Origin of the sequence: Brevibacterium moorei (genome assembly GCF_024580735.1) — a bacterium.
Taxonomy (GTDB): Bacteria; Actinomycetota; Actinomycetes; order Actinomycetales; family Brevibacteriaceae; genus Brevibacterium; species Brevibacterium moorei.
Genome location: NZ_JANIJX010000026.1, coordinates 25,477 through 41,813 on the forward strand (window position 1 = coordinate 25,477; position 16,337 = coordinate 41,813).

The following is a 16,337-nucleotide window of genomic DNA, read 5'->3' on the forward strand; positions in this document are numbered from 1 at the left end:
GTCACTTCCTCGTCTTGTTGTGTGTCGGATCCAGCAGATCTCGCAGGCTGTCACCCAGCAGGTTGACGGCCAGAATGGTGATCATGATGAAGGCTCCGGGGAACACGGTCATCCACCAGGAGTTGAAGATCAGGGTCTTCCCGTCCAGCAGCATGTTGCCCCAGGACGCTGCGGGCGGCGGCACTCCGGCGCCCAGGAAGCTCAGTGCGGCCTCGGTGATGAGGGCATCGGCGAAGATGAAGGTCATCTGGACGACCAGCGGGGACAGGACGTTCGGGGCGATGTTGATGCAGATGATGCGGAACAACGATGCGCCTTGGGCCTTCAACGCCTCGACGAAGGTCTGCTCCTTCACCACCAGCGCAGTCGAACGCACGATGCGCGCCACATAGGGTGTGAAGACGATGCTCAATGCGATGACCACGTTGGACGTCTTCGCTCCCAGGGCCGCCATGATGGCGATCGCCAGCAGGATCGCGGGGAAGGCCATGAGCCCGTCGCAGATGCGCATGATGATGGCGTCGGCAACCCTGTTGTAGGCGGCGATCAGGCCCAGCAGCCCACCGATGACACCGGTGATCAGGGCGGTGATGATGCCGACCAGCAGGGATACCCGGGCTCCGGCGATGACACGGGAGAGGACATCGCGGCCGTAGTTGTCGGTGCCGAACCAGTTCTCGAAGCTGGGCGCGGCAAGACGATTGATCGGATCGATCGCCATGGGATCCTTGGCGAACAGGGGGCCGAACAGCGCCAGCAGCACCATGAAGACGAAGATCGCGGCGCCGGCCAGGGCCATCTTGTTCTTGCCGAACTTCTTCACCAGCAGGGAGCGCCTGCTGCGGGAGCGATTGAGCCGGTGTGCGGAACCGGTGGTCATTTCGGTAGTCACTGAGTCACCTCACGCCATCCGGACCCGGGGGTCCAATATGCTGTACAGGACGTCGACGATGAAGTTGATGACCACGTAGACGACCGCGATCAGCAGCACGACTCCCTGGATGACCACGATGTCGCGGCGTTCGATCGAATTGACGATGAGCTGCCCGATTCCGGGGATGCTGAACACCGTTTCAACCACGGCGGCTCCGGCGAGCAGGGTGCCCAGGGTCTGTCCGATGGTTGTGATAATCGGCAGCGAGGCGTTCTTCAACGCGTGTTTGTACACGATCTTGTTGCCGGCCAGGCCTTTGGCCTTCGCGGTCTTCATATAGTTCTTCGACAGGGTCTCCAGCATGGATGTGCGGGTCATCCGGGCGATGAGCGCGGCCTGCATGAGTCCCAGTGCCACGGCCGGCAGCACCAGGTACCGCAGGGTGTCCATGGGCCCGTCCTCCAGTGCTCGGTAGCCGGCCACCGGGAACCACCCCAGGAGCACGGAGAAGATCAGCATGAGTAGCAGACCGGTGAGGAAGCTGGGCATGGAGATGCCGATCATCGCCCCGGTCATGAAGGACTTGTCGCGGGCCGAACCGGCATGGCGGGCCGCCATGATGCCGGCCGGCACGCCGACGATGATCGCGATGATCTCCGCCAGCAGGGCCAGATTGACCGTCGGGGCCAGCGCGGTGGCGAGGATTTCGGCCACTGGGCGGTGGATGAAGACGGACTCGCCCAGGTCGCCGGTCAGGATATTGCCCAACCAGGCGAAGAACTGCACCACCAACGGCTGGTCCAGGCCGAGGCTGGTGCGCAGCTGCGCAACCTGTTCCTCGGTTGCATTGGGGCCGAGCATGACCGCGGCGGCATCGCCGGGCATCATGTGGATGAGCGTGAAGGTGACGATGGCGACGACCAATAAAACAGGTATCAGCGCCAGCAATCGCCGTATCAGGAATCGTGCCATTGGTCCTCCGTCTGCCACGGGTGTCCGCACCGTCCACACACGGGCGTTGTGTGAGCGGCGTTCGCCCCGTGGTCGAACCACGGAGTCGCCCCACCGCACGCAATCTGTCGAATAGATCACAACCCTAGGGAAACCTGCATGGATTCTGCCAACTTTTGACAGGAGATGTAGATTAGCGACAGCGACAGGCGCTGGAATCGAGATCAGGGGAGGGTGCCAGTGGCGGAATCCGGCTCACGCACCGATCAAAAGATCATAGAATCCTTGCATATCGATGCCCGCGCTTCCTGGCAGAAGATCGCAACCGCCCTGGGCCTGCACGAACGCTCCGTCGCGCGCCGCGCCCAGGCCCTGTTGGCCTCCGGCGCACTGCGCATCCGCGCCATCACCATTCCCGCCCGCGGGGCCATCGTGCTGGGCAACTGCGGACTGGGACAGGCCCGAATGGCCAGCAAGGCCCTGTGTGCCCGACCGGAGACGATGTGGGCACACATCACCACGGGCACCTACGATCTGATCGCGGACGTCGCGATCTCACCGGAACAGGAAGTCGACTTCTACCTCGATGAGATCCCGGCGCTGGCCGGCCTGGCCCAGGCCCAGACCCTGCCAGTGCTCGAATACCTGCGCACTGCCCGCAACTGGCGCCCGGGGATCCTCAGCACTGCTGAACGCTCCCGGATGCTGGTGGGGGTGCCCGCACCGGTGGACCTGCACGTGGGCCCAGGCGTTGATCTGGACCAGCGCGATCTGGCACTGCTCGCAGCACTCCGCGAGGACGGCAGGCGCACTTTCGAGGAACTGGGGCGCATCATCGGGATCTCCGACGTCACCGCCCGGCGGCGCGTCGAGGCCCTGCGGGCCTCTGGCATCCTGCAATTGCGTGCGGTCTTCGACCCCGGCCTGATCGGCAAGGACGCCGAATACATATTGGTGTGCAGGACCCACCCCAGTCAGGTCGCGGCGCTGAGCGCAGAACTGCGAGCCGATGACTCGATCAAGTACGCCGTACGAATCGCCGGGCCCTGGCAGTTCCTCATCAAGGTCGACCTGGCGCACCGCAACAGCCTCGATGAGTTCTTAGCAGCAGCACCCTGGGCCGGCCGGATCACCGATGGCGATACCTTCATCGCGATCCACACGGACAAGCGCAACGCCGTCTTGCTCAGCTGATCCCGCCGCGCCGGGCCCGGGTGCCGGCTAGGCCATCGCCCAGGGATCGACGGGGGTACAGCGGGCGGCTCGGCCCAACCCGTCCAGATGCCAGCCGTAGACCTTCGTGTTCCCGGTGACGATCCGGGCATCCACGACTCGGGCCCCGGCATCCACCCGGGCCAGTTTGTTGAGGAACCTGTCGCTATCCGGCAGATCGCGCAGACCGGCGACCACGATGATGTTCGCCGCCGAGGTGGTAGCGGTACAGAATCGCGTCTCGATCCAGCCGCCCACAGCCTCGGCGACAGCGGCCGACCGCAGCACCGGCACCTGCAACAACACCAGGATGCCCACCTGGTAGTCGAAGTCGGGGCGGGCCACATCGCACCGGAAGATGACGCTGTCGTGCTCGGTCAGCCCGGCCAACTGCCGGCTCACAATGCCGGGCGTCGTATCCAGGCGGCGGGCCAGTTCGCGCACGGGAACGCGGGCATCCCCGGCCAGCTCCAAGAAGAGGGGACGCAGGTCGACAGTGGGGACCGCGACTTTCCGCGGTTCCCTGTCCCCGGGTGGGGTCCCTGCGACCAGGGCCTCGGCCGTGGGCACCTTGAGCAGGCCCTGCCGCCAGCTGACGCCACCCGATATTCGGTGGAACAGACTGACCCGTACCCGGTCGGCCAGATCGAGTTCCGGCAGGTTCTGGTAGACGCGGCGCAGAACTGCGGGCAGATCGATGCCCAGGATGATCACGAAGATGTTGAAGTCCCCCGTGGTCAGTCCGATCGTGATGACATCGGGGTGTTCCGCCAACGCCCCTATCAGGGTGGCGTGGTCGTCCGACCAGCAGCGGATCTCCAAGAAGGCACCCATCGACACCGCAGGGTGCAGGGCCACGCCCGACCACGCCAGGCCCGAGCTCCGCAACCGGTGCCAGCGCCGCGAGACCGTCGCCTCGGAAACACCAACGCGTTCGGCGATGACCGACCAGGGAGCCCGCGGGTGGAGCTGGATCGCATCGACGATGTCGAGGTCGACCGGGTCCGTCGCCCCTGACTCACTGTCTTGGCTTTCATGGATCATTCCTGCATCACCTCGTATTCCAGCGTGTTTTTCATGCAGTGTTTTGGCATATTATCAACCTTCTTGCACATTATGCACTGCATCACTTCCACCGTTAGAGTTAGTCCGGTTCCCCGCCCAACTTCAATCCTGGAGGCCCTATGAGCACGCCTGTGGCGAAGCAGCAAATCGCCGAGACGCCGGCGGAGAAGGCCGTCTACCGCAAGGTGACACTGCGCCTGCTGCCGTTCCTGATGATCTGTTATCTGTTCGCATACCTGGACCGGACCAACATCGGGTTCGCCAAGCTGCAGATGCAACAGGAGATGCCGTTCCTAACGGAAGCCGTGTTCGGCCTGGGTGCAGGCATCTTCTTCCTGGCATATGCGTGCCTGGAGATCCCCAGTAATATGCTCATGCACCGGATCGGCGCCAGGAAAACGATCACCCGCATCATGCTGCTGTGGGGCCTGGTGTCCGCCGCAATGCTGTTCGTGAACAATGAGGTCTCGTTCTACATCATCCGGGCACTGTTGGGCATCTTCGAGGCCGGCTTCGCCCCTGGCGTCATCCTCTTCTTCACCTATTGGTTCCCCGCCAAGCGGATGGGCCGAGTCGTGGGACTGTTCGCCATGGCGGGTCCCCTGGGCTCGATCCTCGGATCGTCGACCTCCGGCCTCATCATCGAACTGACCCACAACGCCTGGGGCCTGTCCGGCTGGCAGTGGATGTTCCTCATCCAGGGCCTGCCCGCCGTACTGCTGGGCGCCCTGTTCTGGTTCCTCATCCCGGACAACCCACTGCAGGCGAAGTGGCTGAACGCCGATGAGAAGAAACTCATCACCACCAAGCTCGAGGAGACGAAGGAGCGCCACCACGATTCCAAGTTCACCGACGCACTGAAGAACCCGGCCGTCTACGTCATGGCGCTGGCCTACTTCGGCATCATGTGCGGCATCTACGCCGTGAGCTTCTGGCTGCCGACCATCCTGCACAACGGCGGACTGACCAACAACATCACCCTGGGCTTCGCCACGGCACTGCCCTACCTCCTCGTCCTTCCGGTCCTGTGGTTCCTCACCAAGGGCTCCGACCGCACGGGCGACCGCTTCTGGCGCTCCCTCATTCCCACGGTCGTAGGGGCGCTGGCCCTGGTCGTCGCGGCCTACGCGTCCTCGATCTTCGCCCTGTCCTATATCGCGCTGTGCATTGCGGTCTGCGGCGTCTGGGCCGCGTACACGATCTTCTGGGCAGTCCCGACGACCACGCTGGGCGGAACCGCGGCAGCCGGCGGCATCGCCTTCATCAACACCTTCGGCATCCTGGGCGGCTTCGTCGCCCCCACCATCATGGGATTCGTCCAGGATGCCACGGGCTCGGCCCAGGGCGGCCTGATGACGATGGTGGTCCTGCTGGTGATCTCCGCAGTGGCCATCATCATCCTGCCCAAGGTCATGAAGAAGCCGATGTAGCCGCCCGGCCGAGGTCCCGCGCCCGACTGGCCGGGACCTCGGCCGCGGACGGAAATCCCACTGCGTAAAGGAGAGCATCACGTGAAAACCCTCATCACCGCGGCCCGCGTCATCGACGGCACTGGACGCGCACCCTTCGTAGCCGACGTGCTGATCGACGGCCAGAAGATCGAGGCCATCCGCGAACCCGGCACCTTCGCCGGCCTGGCCGACGTCAAAACGGTATCCGCCGACGGACTGGTGCTCTCACCCGGCTTCATCGACACCCATGCCCATGCCGACAACAGCCCACTGCTGGCCGAGGACGACACCTCGAAGATCATGCAGGGGTGCACGACCGAGGTCAACGGCAACTGCGGATTCTCCCTGGCGCCGATCGACCCTTTGCACGAAGACGGCTTCTACACACTCGTCACTCGGATCTTCCCCGCCGCCAAGTACGGCTGGCGGTCCTTCGCCGAATACAAGGCGGCGATGAACCAACACGAATACGTCACGAACTTCGCCACCCTGATCGGGCACAATACCGTCAGGGTGGCCGCAATGGGCGATGAGATGCGTGCCCCGGACAAGACCGAGATGCGCACCATGCAGCACCTGGTCGACGATGCGATCGAAAACGGCGCCGGCGGGCTGTCCTCCGGCCTGATCTACCCGCCCGGAGTGTTCTCCGAACCATCCGAACTCGTGACCCTGGCGTCGAATCTGCCGCCCACCGCGATCTACGCCAGCCACATGCGTTCGGAGAGCCATCACCTGATGGACAGTCTGCGGGAGACAGTGCACGTGGCACAGAACGCCGGCATCCGCTGCCATATCTCGCATCTGAAGTTCGCCGATCGGCAGTCCTCGTCCCAGATGGCGACCGCGCTGGAATACCTGGACGCACAGCGCACGGCCGGGCTGCCTGTCACCCAGGACATGTACCCGTATTCCGCCGCCAGCACGATGATGACCGCGCTGTTGCCACCGTGGATGCACGACGGCGGGGCCCAGAAGCTGTTGGAGCGTTTGAAGTCCCGCGAATTGGTCCGGCGCGCCGGCGATCAGATCGCCAGTTCCGAGGCCGCCTTCGAGAACTATGCGCGTACTGCGGGCTGGGACGGGGTGATCGTCGCAAGCACGGGCTCGCATCGTTATGAAGGCGAATCCGTTGCGCAGATAGCGGCGACGATGGGTGTCGAACCGATCGAGGCCGTCGCGCGCATGCTCATCGACGAACAGCTGCACATCACCGTCATCCTCTGGGCCATGCGCGAGGAGGATGTGACCCTGGGCCTGCAGCACCCCTTCACGATGATCGGCACGGACGGGCTGCCGGTGGGCACCGGCGGCAAACCTCACCCGCGCGGCTACGGTTCCTTCGCCCGGATGCTCGACCACTACGTCCGCCGGACCAAGGCCGTCGACCTGGTCGACGCCATCCGCAGGATGACATCCCTACCGGCACAGACCTTCGGCCTGGAGGGCCGCGGAGTGGTGGCCGAGGGCGCCTTCGCCGATCTGGTGCTGTTCGACCCGGACACCCTGACCGACAATGCGACCTTCGCCCACCCGACTGACGCCCCTGCCGGACTGTTCGACGTATTCGTCGCAGGTGAGCACGTCGTGGACCGAGGCGCCTGGACCGGACGGCGGGCCGGCAAGTTCCTGGCGGCGCGGCACTGAGGGGCTGAAGGCTCTCTACTTCTTTGGACTGTCTATTTCAGATTCCACTGTTCAAACAGTGGAATCTGAAATAGACAGTCCAATCTTCTATACGACCGGGAGCCGGTGAGCCACCGGCGCTAACCCATCTCGAACTTTCCACGCAGGAAGTCGGCGAGCTCGGCATGGGTGCCGACCCAGACGTCTTCCCTGCCCAGGGCACCGAAGTCGGCGGCGGTACCTCCGGCCTTCCGAGTGGCATCCGCAGTCGTCAGAACACCTTGGTCCCCGTGGCCTGGGTCCCTGGCGCTCAGGTGATGAGCCCAGGGCTGTGATGCACCCCAATCACCGAGGCGACCCGGTCGGCCAATGCATCAGGTAATAGGGCACATGCTGGGACCTCGCTCCTAAGTCGACTGTTGGCCGGTTACCCAGCCTTAAAACTGCGCAGGCCTGGATTACGTTGTGACGTTACCAAACGGCATGCCGCAGATTCCGAACACTGAAAATTTCAAATTTGCGCACATCCATCATTGATCCGCACCCATCTGAAGCATATGATCATTATGTGATTACAAGCACGGTATCGACTTCCAGTCCCACCCCATCTTCCCTGGACGGACTCGACCGAGGCATCATCGACGCCCTACACAAAGACGGCCGCGCATCCTGGGCGAGGATAGCCGCCGGACTCGATGTTTCCGCACCCACAGTTCAGCGCCGTTACAATGCACTTCATTCAGCAGGCTTGATCCGCGTGGTGGCCGCCACCGAAGTGACCAGGTTAGGCCTAGGACATCCGTTCTTCATGCGCATCTCCCATGCACAGGGCATGTTGGAGCCATTGATCCTACGACTACAGGAACGGCGCGAGGTCCGTTTTATCACTACGATTGTCGGGTCCTCCGATCTGGCCGTCGAGATGGTGCTCCCCAAGGGCACACATTTCGGGCCTTTCATTGAGGAGGTTCTAGATGGCACAGGAGCGCAGACCAATACAGCGTTCATCACCCACGCCTTCACCTCAGGACACTTCTGGAAACCGCAGAGCTCTGTAGACAGTCCCCGCTGCCTTGACCTGCCCGATGACTCGAAGACCCCGCCAGTATCTTTGTCCCAGTCCGAGGCCAAGGTGCTCGGCCTGCTCATGCATGACGGCCGGACACCACTGTCCCGGCTGGCCGAGGCGATCGGAAAGTCCGAGTCCACAGCCTCGCGCATTATCGATTCTCTGTCCCGGGCTGGGGTTCTCGAATACCGCATCCTGGTGGAGCCGGCCAACCTAGGTTACAACGCCGAACTCATGCTCTTTGCCCAGGTCGAACCCTCATCCCTGCACCAGGCCGCCGTGACATTGGCCGCGCAAGACGAAACCAAATATCTGGCGACTACTACCGGTGAGCACAATCTGCTGGGCCAGGTGGCATTGACCGACTACACAGATGTCTACAACTACTCGACCAGAACCCTGGGCGCCGTCCCGGGGATCAGGAGCTTCGAGCTGGCCCTGCAAGTCGATACCCGCAAACGGGTATGGACCTCGATCAGCAATGGGCGGTTCGAGTCCTCAGGCCGGCCATTGGATCTACTGGAATATCTGGCACCGGGTGGGGAATAACAGGAGCACATACCAGTGGAACGACTATCAAAGGAGCAATCATGAACACCGATCCGATCAAGGACCTCGAACCCTGGCAGTGGGATGAACCCACCTGGCGGTCCGAGGTTGAACGCGTCCGCGCAGGCAAGGCCCTGGTCGATCCGGACCCGGCCCAGCGCTGGCCTGGTGGAGCGAAGTGTGCCGTCATGATCACATATGATGCAGACCACGAAACCCCCTATCTGCGTGATAACCAGACTTCCCCAGGCTCCCTGGCAATGGGCGAGTATGGGTCCCGAGTAGCAGTACCTCGAGTGCTGAAAATGCTGGAACGCAATCATGTGAAGGCTACCTTCTACGTGCCGGGCGTTTCCGCGCTGCTGCACCCACAGGACATCGAGGCCTTCGCAGCTGGAGACCACGAAGTTGCCGTCCATGGCTGGATCCACGAACGGAATACACTTCTGCCCTATGAAGCCGAACTGGACCTGATCGGACGGGCCACGGACACCCTGGAGCAACTCAGCGGCACCAGGCCCGTGGGGATTCGGACACCGTCCTGGGACTTCTCGCATTCGACCCTGCAGGTTATCCGGGAGATGGGCTTCATCTACGATGCCTCACTCATGGCCGATGAGGAACCCTACGAGATTCTGGCAGCAGGCACGCCCACTGGCATCGTCGAGATCCCGTGTGAATGGATCCGCGATGATGCACCGTACTTCATGATGGACCGGTTCGGCGGCCTGCGCCCGCACACCGCCCCGCGCGATGTCGAACAGATCTGGAGAGACGAATTCGACATGGCTTATGCAGAGGGCGGGGTCTTCGAACTGACCCTGCACCCGCACATCAGCGGCCACCGCTCACGCATCTCCATGGTCGAACGGGTCATCCAGTACGCACAGGGACACCCTGACATCTGGGTCGGCACCCATGCGGAATTCGCCGAATTCCTGCACACCAAGTTCACCCTAGGAAGCACCGCTAGCTGACATCCGCATCACTTCATTACAGAACACACAAGGAAACGATGATGACTGATACTCCGGCCACCACCGAGCCACACGGCACGAAGCTCAGCAAAAAGGGTAGGAAAGCGCTGATCGCGGGTGCTATCGGCAATACCGTCGAATGGGTCGACTGGGCCGTCTACACGACTTTCTCCTCGGTCTTCGCGGTGCACTTCTTCCCATCGGATAATCCCGCAGCCGCCTTGCTATCCACCCTAGCCGTCTTCGCCGTCGGCTTCATCATGCGGCCCATCGGCGCTGCCGTACTTGGCCACTTCGCCGATAAGCATGGACGGAAGAAAGGCCTGACCCTGACCATCAGCTTGATGGCGGGCGCAGCATTCCTGATCGCGATTACGCCAGACTTCTCAGTCATCGGCATCTTCGCCCCCATCATCCTGGTCATTGCTCGGATGGTGCAGGGGTTCTCAGCCGGTGGCGAGTTCGGAGCATCGTCAGCGTTCATGGTCGAATCCGCAGCTCCGAGGCGCCGTGCGTTCGCCGGCTCTTGGCAACAGGTATCCGTTGGTGCCGGTAGCCTTATTGCAGCAGGCATGGGTGCACTCATTACATCTACCTTGGATTCAGAATCGCTAAACTCCTGGGGGTGGCGAATCGCCTTCGCCGTCGGCGGCCTCCTGGGCCTTGTCGGTCTCTGGCTGCGGACCAGCGTAGAGGAGACCGACTCCTTCGAATCGGCAAAAGAGCAGGCTCAACAAGGTGCTCAGACGACACATAAGATTTCCTACTTGGCGATCTTCACACAGCATCCCGGTGCTGTAGCCCGCGTATTCGGCATCACCATCGCAGGCACTTTACTCTACTACCTCTGGGTTTCCTACCTACCCACATATGTTCACGTTTCTACAGGGATGCCACTCGGACAGGCTTTGACGGTTAACTTCATCGGCCTGGCCTATTTCATCTGCATGCTCCCGTTTGCGGGGATCTTGTCGGACGTAATCGGGCGCAAGCCTACAATGTCAATCTTCGCCGGCGGTTTCCTTGTACTTTCATTCCCGATGCTTCATTTCCTGGGAAACAGTTTCGCAGGATTCTTAGTCATCGAGCTCATCGGACTCACTCTCCTTCTGGGCTATTCGGCCAACTGTGCAGCAATCATGGCCGAACAGTTCCCACCCGAAGTCCGCGCCACCGGTATCGGATTCCCCTATGCCCTGGCGGTTGCGATCTTCGGTGGTACAGCTCCCTACATCATCACGTGGATGAACGGCGCAGGACACGGATCTCTCGTCTGGCTTTACTGCTCCATTGCAGCTGCCATTGGCCTGGTCGTTTACCTGACGATGCCGGAGACGAAGGGAAAGAAACTGCAATGACGGACATGAACCCGGCAATGTCGGCCGCCGCCGGCTTCCGTCCCAAGGTCATCGTGACCGGGGCTGCCAGCGGAATCGGCAAGGAAATCGCCCGCGAGTTCGCAGAACAGGGGGCAGACCTCGTTCTGATCGACTTCGATGCGGATCGCCTTGCTGAGGCAGCAGCCGGCCTACCGAACACAGCAGCCGACGCCCCGGGCACTGTCGAGACGATTGACGCGGACCTGCGCGACGCCTCTGCGATTCCGCAGATGATGGAACGGGTCTTCGCCAGGGGGGCTGCACACGTGCTGGTCAATGCGGCCGGAGTCTACCCGGCGGCTCCGCTGTTGGAGCTGACTGCCGACCTTTGGGATGCAGTGCAGGCGATCAATGTGCGTGCACCACTGCTGCTGACCGTGGCCTTCGCCCGCCAAGTGCTGGCAGCCGGCATCGAAGCCCCCGCAGGCTACCCCTGTGTAGTCAACATCTCTTCGGGAGCAGCTCTGCGCGCGCGCCCCGGGGCTGCGCACTATACGACCTCGAAGGCTGCACTGGAAATGGTGACACGAGCATCGGCGCTTGAACTAGGGCCCCAAGGGATACGTGTCAATGCGGTGGCGCCGGGCTTTGTCGTGGTCGACAGCACTCTCAACCTGTCGAGTGCGGACTACATCTCCAAGGTCTCGGAAACTCCGTTGGGACGCAAGGGCCGGCCTGACGATATCGCCCGAGCTGTGCTATGGATGGCGTCGCCAGCTGCTGAGTGGGTCACCGGTGAGGTGCTGCGGGTCGACGGTGGATCCAGTACCGGAGCGATGAACCTGCCCGTGCACTGGGCCAAGCCCCGCACCGAGGTCTCCGATGCCCACGATGGAGCGGCTGCCAAACAACAGGAAGGAAAAGCAGAATGAGCACCGATGCCACCTATACAGTTGTTGGCGCCGGAGCTATAGGCGGAACACTGGCCGCGCACCTGAGTATTGGAGGTGCGACTGTACAGATCGTCGATGCCGATGCACAACACGTCGAGGCGATCCGGGCCAAAGGCATCATCATCGAGAGCCCCGACGAACGCCTGGTTATCGACATCCCGGCATTCACCCTCGACGACGCACCAGGTGACCTGGGCCCGGTGATCCTGGCGGTGAAGTCCCAGGCGACCCGCCCGGCGATGAAGTGGATCGCGCCGCGGCTGCGCTCCGACGGCTATGTGGCCTCCCTGCAGAATGGCTTGAACGAGGACCTGATCGCGGACTTCGTGGGGCCACAGCGCACGGTCAAGGCCTTCGTCGATCTCTTTGCCGATGTCATCGCCCCCGGTGTGGTCAAAGACGGTGGCTTCGGCACGATAGCGCTAGGCGAATATGCGGGTGGCCTCAGCAGTCGGCTGGAACGCCTTGCCACTGATCTACACCACTGGGGCACACCGATCCTCAGTGAGAACGTCGACGGCTTCCTCTGGTCAAAGATCGCGTTCGGCGCGATGCTGACCGCATCCGCGTTCATCGATGACGATATGGCTCAAGTTATCGACGACAATCGCGATGTCATGCTCGAACTGGCCAGGGAATCCTTCGCCGTGTCTGATTCCCTGAACATTGAGCTCGAAGGATTCGATGCCTTCGCGCCCGATGATTTCAGGGCAACTGCTAGCGAGGACGCGGTGAATAAGGCCTTCTCCGACCTAGTAAGTTGGCTGGCTGGTCAGACGAAAACACGGTCCGGGATCTGGCGCGACATCAATGTGCGTAAACGCCCTACCGAGGTACCTGCACACTATGTACCAGTGCTTGAGACAGCAAAGAAGTTCGGCATCGGGGTGCCGCTGCTGTGCGAAATGCTCACTATCATCGGCGAGTTGGAGACAGGTACCGTGACCATGGGTCCCGAACTGTTCGCCCGAATGAGATCGGCAGAGTAAGTCCGCAAGCAAAAGAAGGGCCCTGCCCGTGACTACATGTCACGGGCAGGGCCCTTCCTCGTTCTCCGACTCCTCAGTCCGTGCGCGGATGGACTCGCTTCGAGGTGAACAGCGAGACCGCTTGGTCGGTCGCATCGCATTCGAAGACGAACGAAGCACCGGCCGGCGAGACGAATGCCGCGTTACGAACGTGCGACGATTCGACTGGCGTCAGTTCAAGAGGCGTTGGTGAACCGTTGGCCCTCACAACGAGTACGCCTTCATCGACGCCGACATCGAACTCGTTGAGCTCGCCCGATTCGTAGTGGCCTTGAAGCAGGTCCAGATCCACAGTGTGTCCGCCCGTATCCGAAGAGGCGAAATCACGAGAGCCGGCTTCTTCTTTGCCCAGCAAGTAGTTGGCCAGGCGATCGGTCAGCCCCGCTGCGGGCGCACCCGATGCGTTGATCAGACACACCAAGACCCATCCGGTCTCCGGGTAACAGCGATAATTCGTTGACACTCCTTTGATCGAACCGCCATGACCGAACCATTTCTGTCCGGACGCCTCCCCTACTTCAGTGCCCAGGGCATAGAATCCACCGTCTGGCAGGACGGCCTGAACCTCGGTCAGCAGTTCCCGGATCCGGGTGTCAAAGGGCGAGCCGATCCGCCCAGTCTCCGCCGAGCCAGGCTCCATGCCGGTGCCGCTGTCAGCAGACTCGTCGAACCCGCACAGCGCCTCCAGCACCCGCAGGAGCGCGGCGCTGGAGATCTTGAGCGATCCATTCGAGTAGATATCGCCCACGTCCCACCACGCCGGTGACGGCGAATAGGCCTCCACCGCTTCGCGCATGGGCGCGAACAACTGCGCGATATCGCCCTTGGCCACCAAGTCCGCCGCTGTGAAGCCGAAGCGCTCAATGCCCAGGGGTGCGAAGATCGCACCGCTCAGATAGTCGATGTACGGCATCCCCACGGCGGCCTCGATCACGGCCTGCAGCAGTCCGAAGCCCTCATTCGAGTAGTTGAAGACTGCGCCGGGCGCGCCGAGCAGCTCGTATTCGCAGCGGCTCAGCGCGGCAACCAGATCATTGGTGGTACGGATCCAAGCCCAGTCACTGGCGATGGGCGCGCGGTCGCGCAGCCTGTCATGGTCCGGATCGGCCAGAATTCCCGGCGTTCGCGCACCGTGGATATACGGCAGCCCCGGCAGGCCAGAGGTGTGGCTGGCCAGGTGCCGGATCCGCACCTCGGACTCGGCTCCGCCGGGCAGCCGCAGGGCCGGAATCCAGCGAGACACAGGGTCGTCAAGGGACAGTCGACCGGCCTGGTCCAAGAGCACCGTGGCAAGGGTAGTGAACGACTTGGTCACCGAGGCAACCCCGAACAGCGTGTTGTCCGTGACGGGCAGCACGGGCTCGTCGCCGCGTTTGCCCTGCTGATACGAGAACACGCTGCCGTCGGGACGGCGGACACCCACCGTGATGCCGGGTAGCTCGGCCTCGGCGCACCAGGCGTCAAGGAGGACTCGCAGGGCATCGTCCCCGGAACCCACGGAAGTCTGCTCCTCCATCATGCTGCACTCCTCCTCCGCTCGCTGCCAGTAGGGATGGCAGAGATCAGCTTCTTCGTGTACTCGTGTTGTGGATTGTCGATCACATCGCCCACTGCGCCCTGTTCAACGACCTGGCCCTTGTGCATCACGATGACGTCATCAGCAATGAATCGGACCACGCCAATGTCATGGGTGATGAATAAATAGGTCAAGTCCTCAGCAACCTGCAGATCCTTGAGGAGATTGAGAATCTGTGCCTGTACCGACACATCGAGTGCGGACACGGCCTCATCGCAGACCAACATTTCCGGATCGCTGATAAGCGCCCGCGCTATGCCCACACGCTGTCGCTGACCGCCTGAGAGCTCATGCGGATAGCGGAATGCGAACTCAGCGGGCAAACCCATCCGTTCCAGCATCGCCAGCATCAGGTCCTGGCGGCCGGACGGATCACCAATGTTATGCACCGACAATGGTTCGGACACCGCATCCCCGATGGTCTGCCGGGGGTTCAACGAAGAATATGGATCCTGATACACCATCTGCACCCGTCGACGGAATGCTTTGAGATCTACATTGTTCATTGCGGAGACTTCCTCCCCGTCGAAATGCACAGTGCCAGAGGTCGGCTCTTCAAGGCGCAGGATGCAGCGGGCCAAGGTCGACTTGCCGCTTCCTGATTCGCCGACGATGCCCAGGGAACGGCCGCGGAAGACTTCGACAGATACTCCGCCCACTGCGTGAACGGTCTCCCGCCGGGCCAGTGCCCCTGCCCGCCGAGTCACTTTGAAGTCCTTCTTCAAGTTGGAAACTTGCAACAATGGTCTGGGGTCGGTCGCGCCCCCTCCAACCATTTCACCAGTCATGTCCTTAACCTTTTCAGAGCGCGCCATCGGAAACCTCCTTCGGATCGTCCTTCATAGTGACTCGATCACCGTATTCGTCGAGGTTCGCCGGAATCGTCTCCAGTTTCTGCGGCAAAGCACCGTGCAACGGTGGAATACAGGCGATGAGACCCTGTGTGTAAGCCCGCTCGGGATGATCGAATATCTCGGCCACCGTCCCCTGTTCTACAATCCGGCCGTGGTACATGACCGCCACGCGGTCACTGATATCCGCGACCAAGTTCAGATCGTGGGAGATGAACAACACCGCCATGCCACGGTCCCGGGACAGCCCCAGAAGTAGGTCGATGATTTGTTTCTGCGTCGTCACATCCAGCGCAGTTGTCGGCTCATCGGCAATGAGCAGCTTGGGCCCACACGCCACCGCAATCGCGATGACCACGCGCTGACGCATACCGCCGGACAACTGGTGCGGGTAGTTGCTGAATCCGTCCTCCGGCTCCGGATAACCTACAGCCTGCAGGGCATCGATGGCTCTCCACTTCGCTTCCGCCTTGGTCACGCGCTGGTGGGAGCGCACTGCTTCCATTACCTGTTCCCCGATCGGATAGACGGGGTTCAGCGCGCTCATCGGGTCTTGGAAGACCATAGCTATGTCGTTGCCGCGCACAGAGCGCATCTGCCGATCCGACAAACGCAGCAAGTCTCGTCCTGCAAACCTGATTGAACCAGAGTAGGCAGTGGAACCATCCTCCGCTAGCCTGGGTTTTTCATGGTGTGGGGTGTCCGGGGTGTGGATGAATAGGTGAAGGTGACCTCTGACCTGGGAAAATAGGACTTGTCTAGAGTTCAATTCCCGCAGAAGAAAGATCACCTTCGAAGTGAAGTCTACCGGCCTGTACCCGCACCCGCACATCGAC

At 61.9% G+C, this 16,337-nt stretch carries 14 protein-coding genes and 1 pseudogene; 9 read left to right on the top strand and 6 right to left on the bottom strand.

Annotated elements, in window-relative coordinates; all coding sequences use genetic code 11:
• Position 1: 1 nt before the first annotated feature.
• Together NQ034_RS13935 and NQ034_RS13940 are read right to left on the bottom strand one after the other, a co-directional pair.
• Positions 2-892, bottom strand: a complete 891-nt coding sequence (locus tag NQ034_RS13935; RefSeq protein WP_257049566.1) for an ABC transporter permease — start codon at positions 890-892, stop codon at positions 2-4.
• Between the two features lie 9 nt (positions 893-901).
• Positions 902-1,846: an ABC transporter permease gene (locus tag NQ034_RS13940; RefSeq protein ID WP_257049569.1), complete on the bottom strand. Its 945-nt coding sequence runs from the start codon at positions 1,844-1,846 to the stop codon at positions 902-904.
• Between the two features lie 219 nt (positions 1,847-2,065).
• On the opposite strand from NQ034_RS13940, the gene NQ034_RS16475 reads away from it, so the two are divergent.
• Positions 2,066-3,019, top strand: a complete 954-nt coding sequence (locus NQ034_RS16475) for an Lrp/AsnC family transcriptional regulator (RefSeq protein ID WP_257049571.1) — start codon at positions 2,066-2,068, stop codon at positions 3,017-3,019.
• A 27-nt stretch (positions 3,020-3,046) separates the two neighbouring features.
• On the opposite strand, the gene NQ034_RS13950 is transcribed toward NQ034_RS16475, so the two are convergent.
• Positions 3,047-4,081: an Lrp/AsnC family transcriptional regulator gene (locus NQ034_RS13950; protein ID WP_257049574.1), complete on the bottom strand. Its 1,035-nt coding sequence runs from the start codon at positions 4,079-4,081 to the stop codon at positions 3,047-3,049.
• A 140-nt stretch (positions 4,082-4,221) separates the two neighbouring features.
• Here NQ034_RS13950 and NQ034_RS13955 point away from each other — a divergent pair, with 140 nt between their 5' ends.
• The 8 genes and pseudogenes from NQ034_RS13955 (at position 4,222) to NQ034_RS13985 (ending at position 13,035) form a co-directional block, all read left to right on the top strand.
• Entirely contained in the window at positions 4,222-5,532 is a 1,311-nt protein-coding gene (locus tag NQ034_RS13955) for an MFS transporter (protein WP_257049575.1), read from the top strand.
• A gap of 81 nt (positions 5,533-5,613) precedes the next feature.
• Positions 5,614-7,200 (top strand): N-acyl-D-amino-acid deacylase family protein, encoded by a 1,587-nt coding sequence (locus NQ034_RS13960; protein ID WP_257049576.1) that lies wholly within the window; start codon positions 5,614-5,616, stop codon positions 7,198-7,200.
• A gap of 547 nt (positions 7,201-7,747) precedes the next feature.
• Positions 7,748-7,924 (top strand): annotated as a pseudogene (locus NQ034_RS16480) (AsnC family transcriptional regulator); the annotation flags it as partial.
• A 63-nt stretch (positions 7,925-7,987) separates the two neighbouring features.
• Positions 7,988-8,797 carry an Lrp/AsnC family transcriptional regulator gene (locus NQ034_RS13965; RefSeq protein WP_257049577.1) on the top strand — a complete coding sequence of 270 codons (810 nt, stop codon included), beginning with the start codon at positions 7,988-7,990 and terminating at the stop codon, positions 8,795-8,797.
• A gap of 41 nt (positions 8,798-8,838) precedes the next feature.
• Positions 8,839-9,774, top strand: a complete 936-nt coding sequence (locus NQ034_RS13970) for a polysaccharide deacetylase family protein (protein WP_257049578.1) — start codon at positions 8,839-8,841, stop codon at positions 9,772-9,774.
• 41 nt (positions 9,775-9,815) lie between these two features.
• Positions 9,816-11,132, top strand: a complete 1,317-nt coding sequence (locus NQ034_RS13975; protein WP_257049579.1) for an MFS transporter — start codon at positions 9,816-9,818, stop codon at positions 11,130-11,132.
• Positions 11,129-12,025 carry an SDR family NAD(P)-dependent oxidoreductase gene (locus tag NQ034_RS13980; RefSeq protein ID WP_257049580.1) on the top strand — a complete coding sequence of 299 codons (897 nt, stop codon included), beginning with the start codon at positions 11,129-11,131 and terminating at the stop codon, positions 12,023-12,025. The genes NQ034_RS13975 and NQ034_RS13980 overlap by 4 nt, the downstream gene beginning before the upstream one ends.
• A complete protein-coding gene (locus tag NQ034_RS13985) occupies positions 12,022-13,035 on the top strand; it encodes a ketopantoate reductase family protein (RefSeq protein WP_257049581.1) in 1,014 nt (337 codons plus the stop codon). Before NQ034_RS13980 ends, NQ034_RS13985 begins: the two co-directional genes overlap by 4 nt.
• A gap of 73 nt (positions 13,036-13,108) precedes the next feature.
• Here the strand turns inward: NQ034_RS13985 and NQ034_RS13990 are convergent, their stop codons facing one another.
• Genes NQ034_RS13990 through NQ034_RS14000 form a run of 3 tightly spaced genes read right to left on the bottom strand, consistent with a single transcriptional unit; the run spans position 13,109 to position 16,333 of the window.
• Positions 13,109-14,593: a serine hydrolase domain-containing protein gene (locus NQ034_RS13990; RefSeq protein WP_257049583.1), complete on the bottom strand. Its 1,485-nt coding sequence runs from the start codon at positions 14,591-14,593 to the stop codon at positions 13,109-13,111.
• The gene (locus tag NQ034_RS13995) at positions 14,590-15,465 is read right to left on the bottom strand and encodes an ATP-binding cassette domain-containing protein (RefSeq protein WP_257049584.1); all 876 of its coding nucleotides are present in this window, start codon (positions 15,463-15,465) and stop codon (positions 14,590-14,592) included. Before NQ034_RS13995 ends, NQ034_RS13990 begins: the two co-directional genes overlap by 4 nt.
• Positions 15,452-16,333: an ABC transporter ATP-binding protein gene (locus tag NQ034_RS14000; protein WP_257049587.1), complete on the bottom strand. Its 882-nt coding sequence runs from the start codon at positions 16,331-16,333 to the stop codon at positions 15,452-15,454. The genes NQ034_RS13995 and NQ034_RS14000 overlap by 14 nt, the downstream gene beginning before the upstream one ends.
• Between the last annotated feature and the right edge of the window lie 4 nt (positions 16,334-16,337).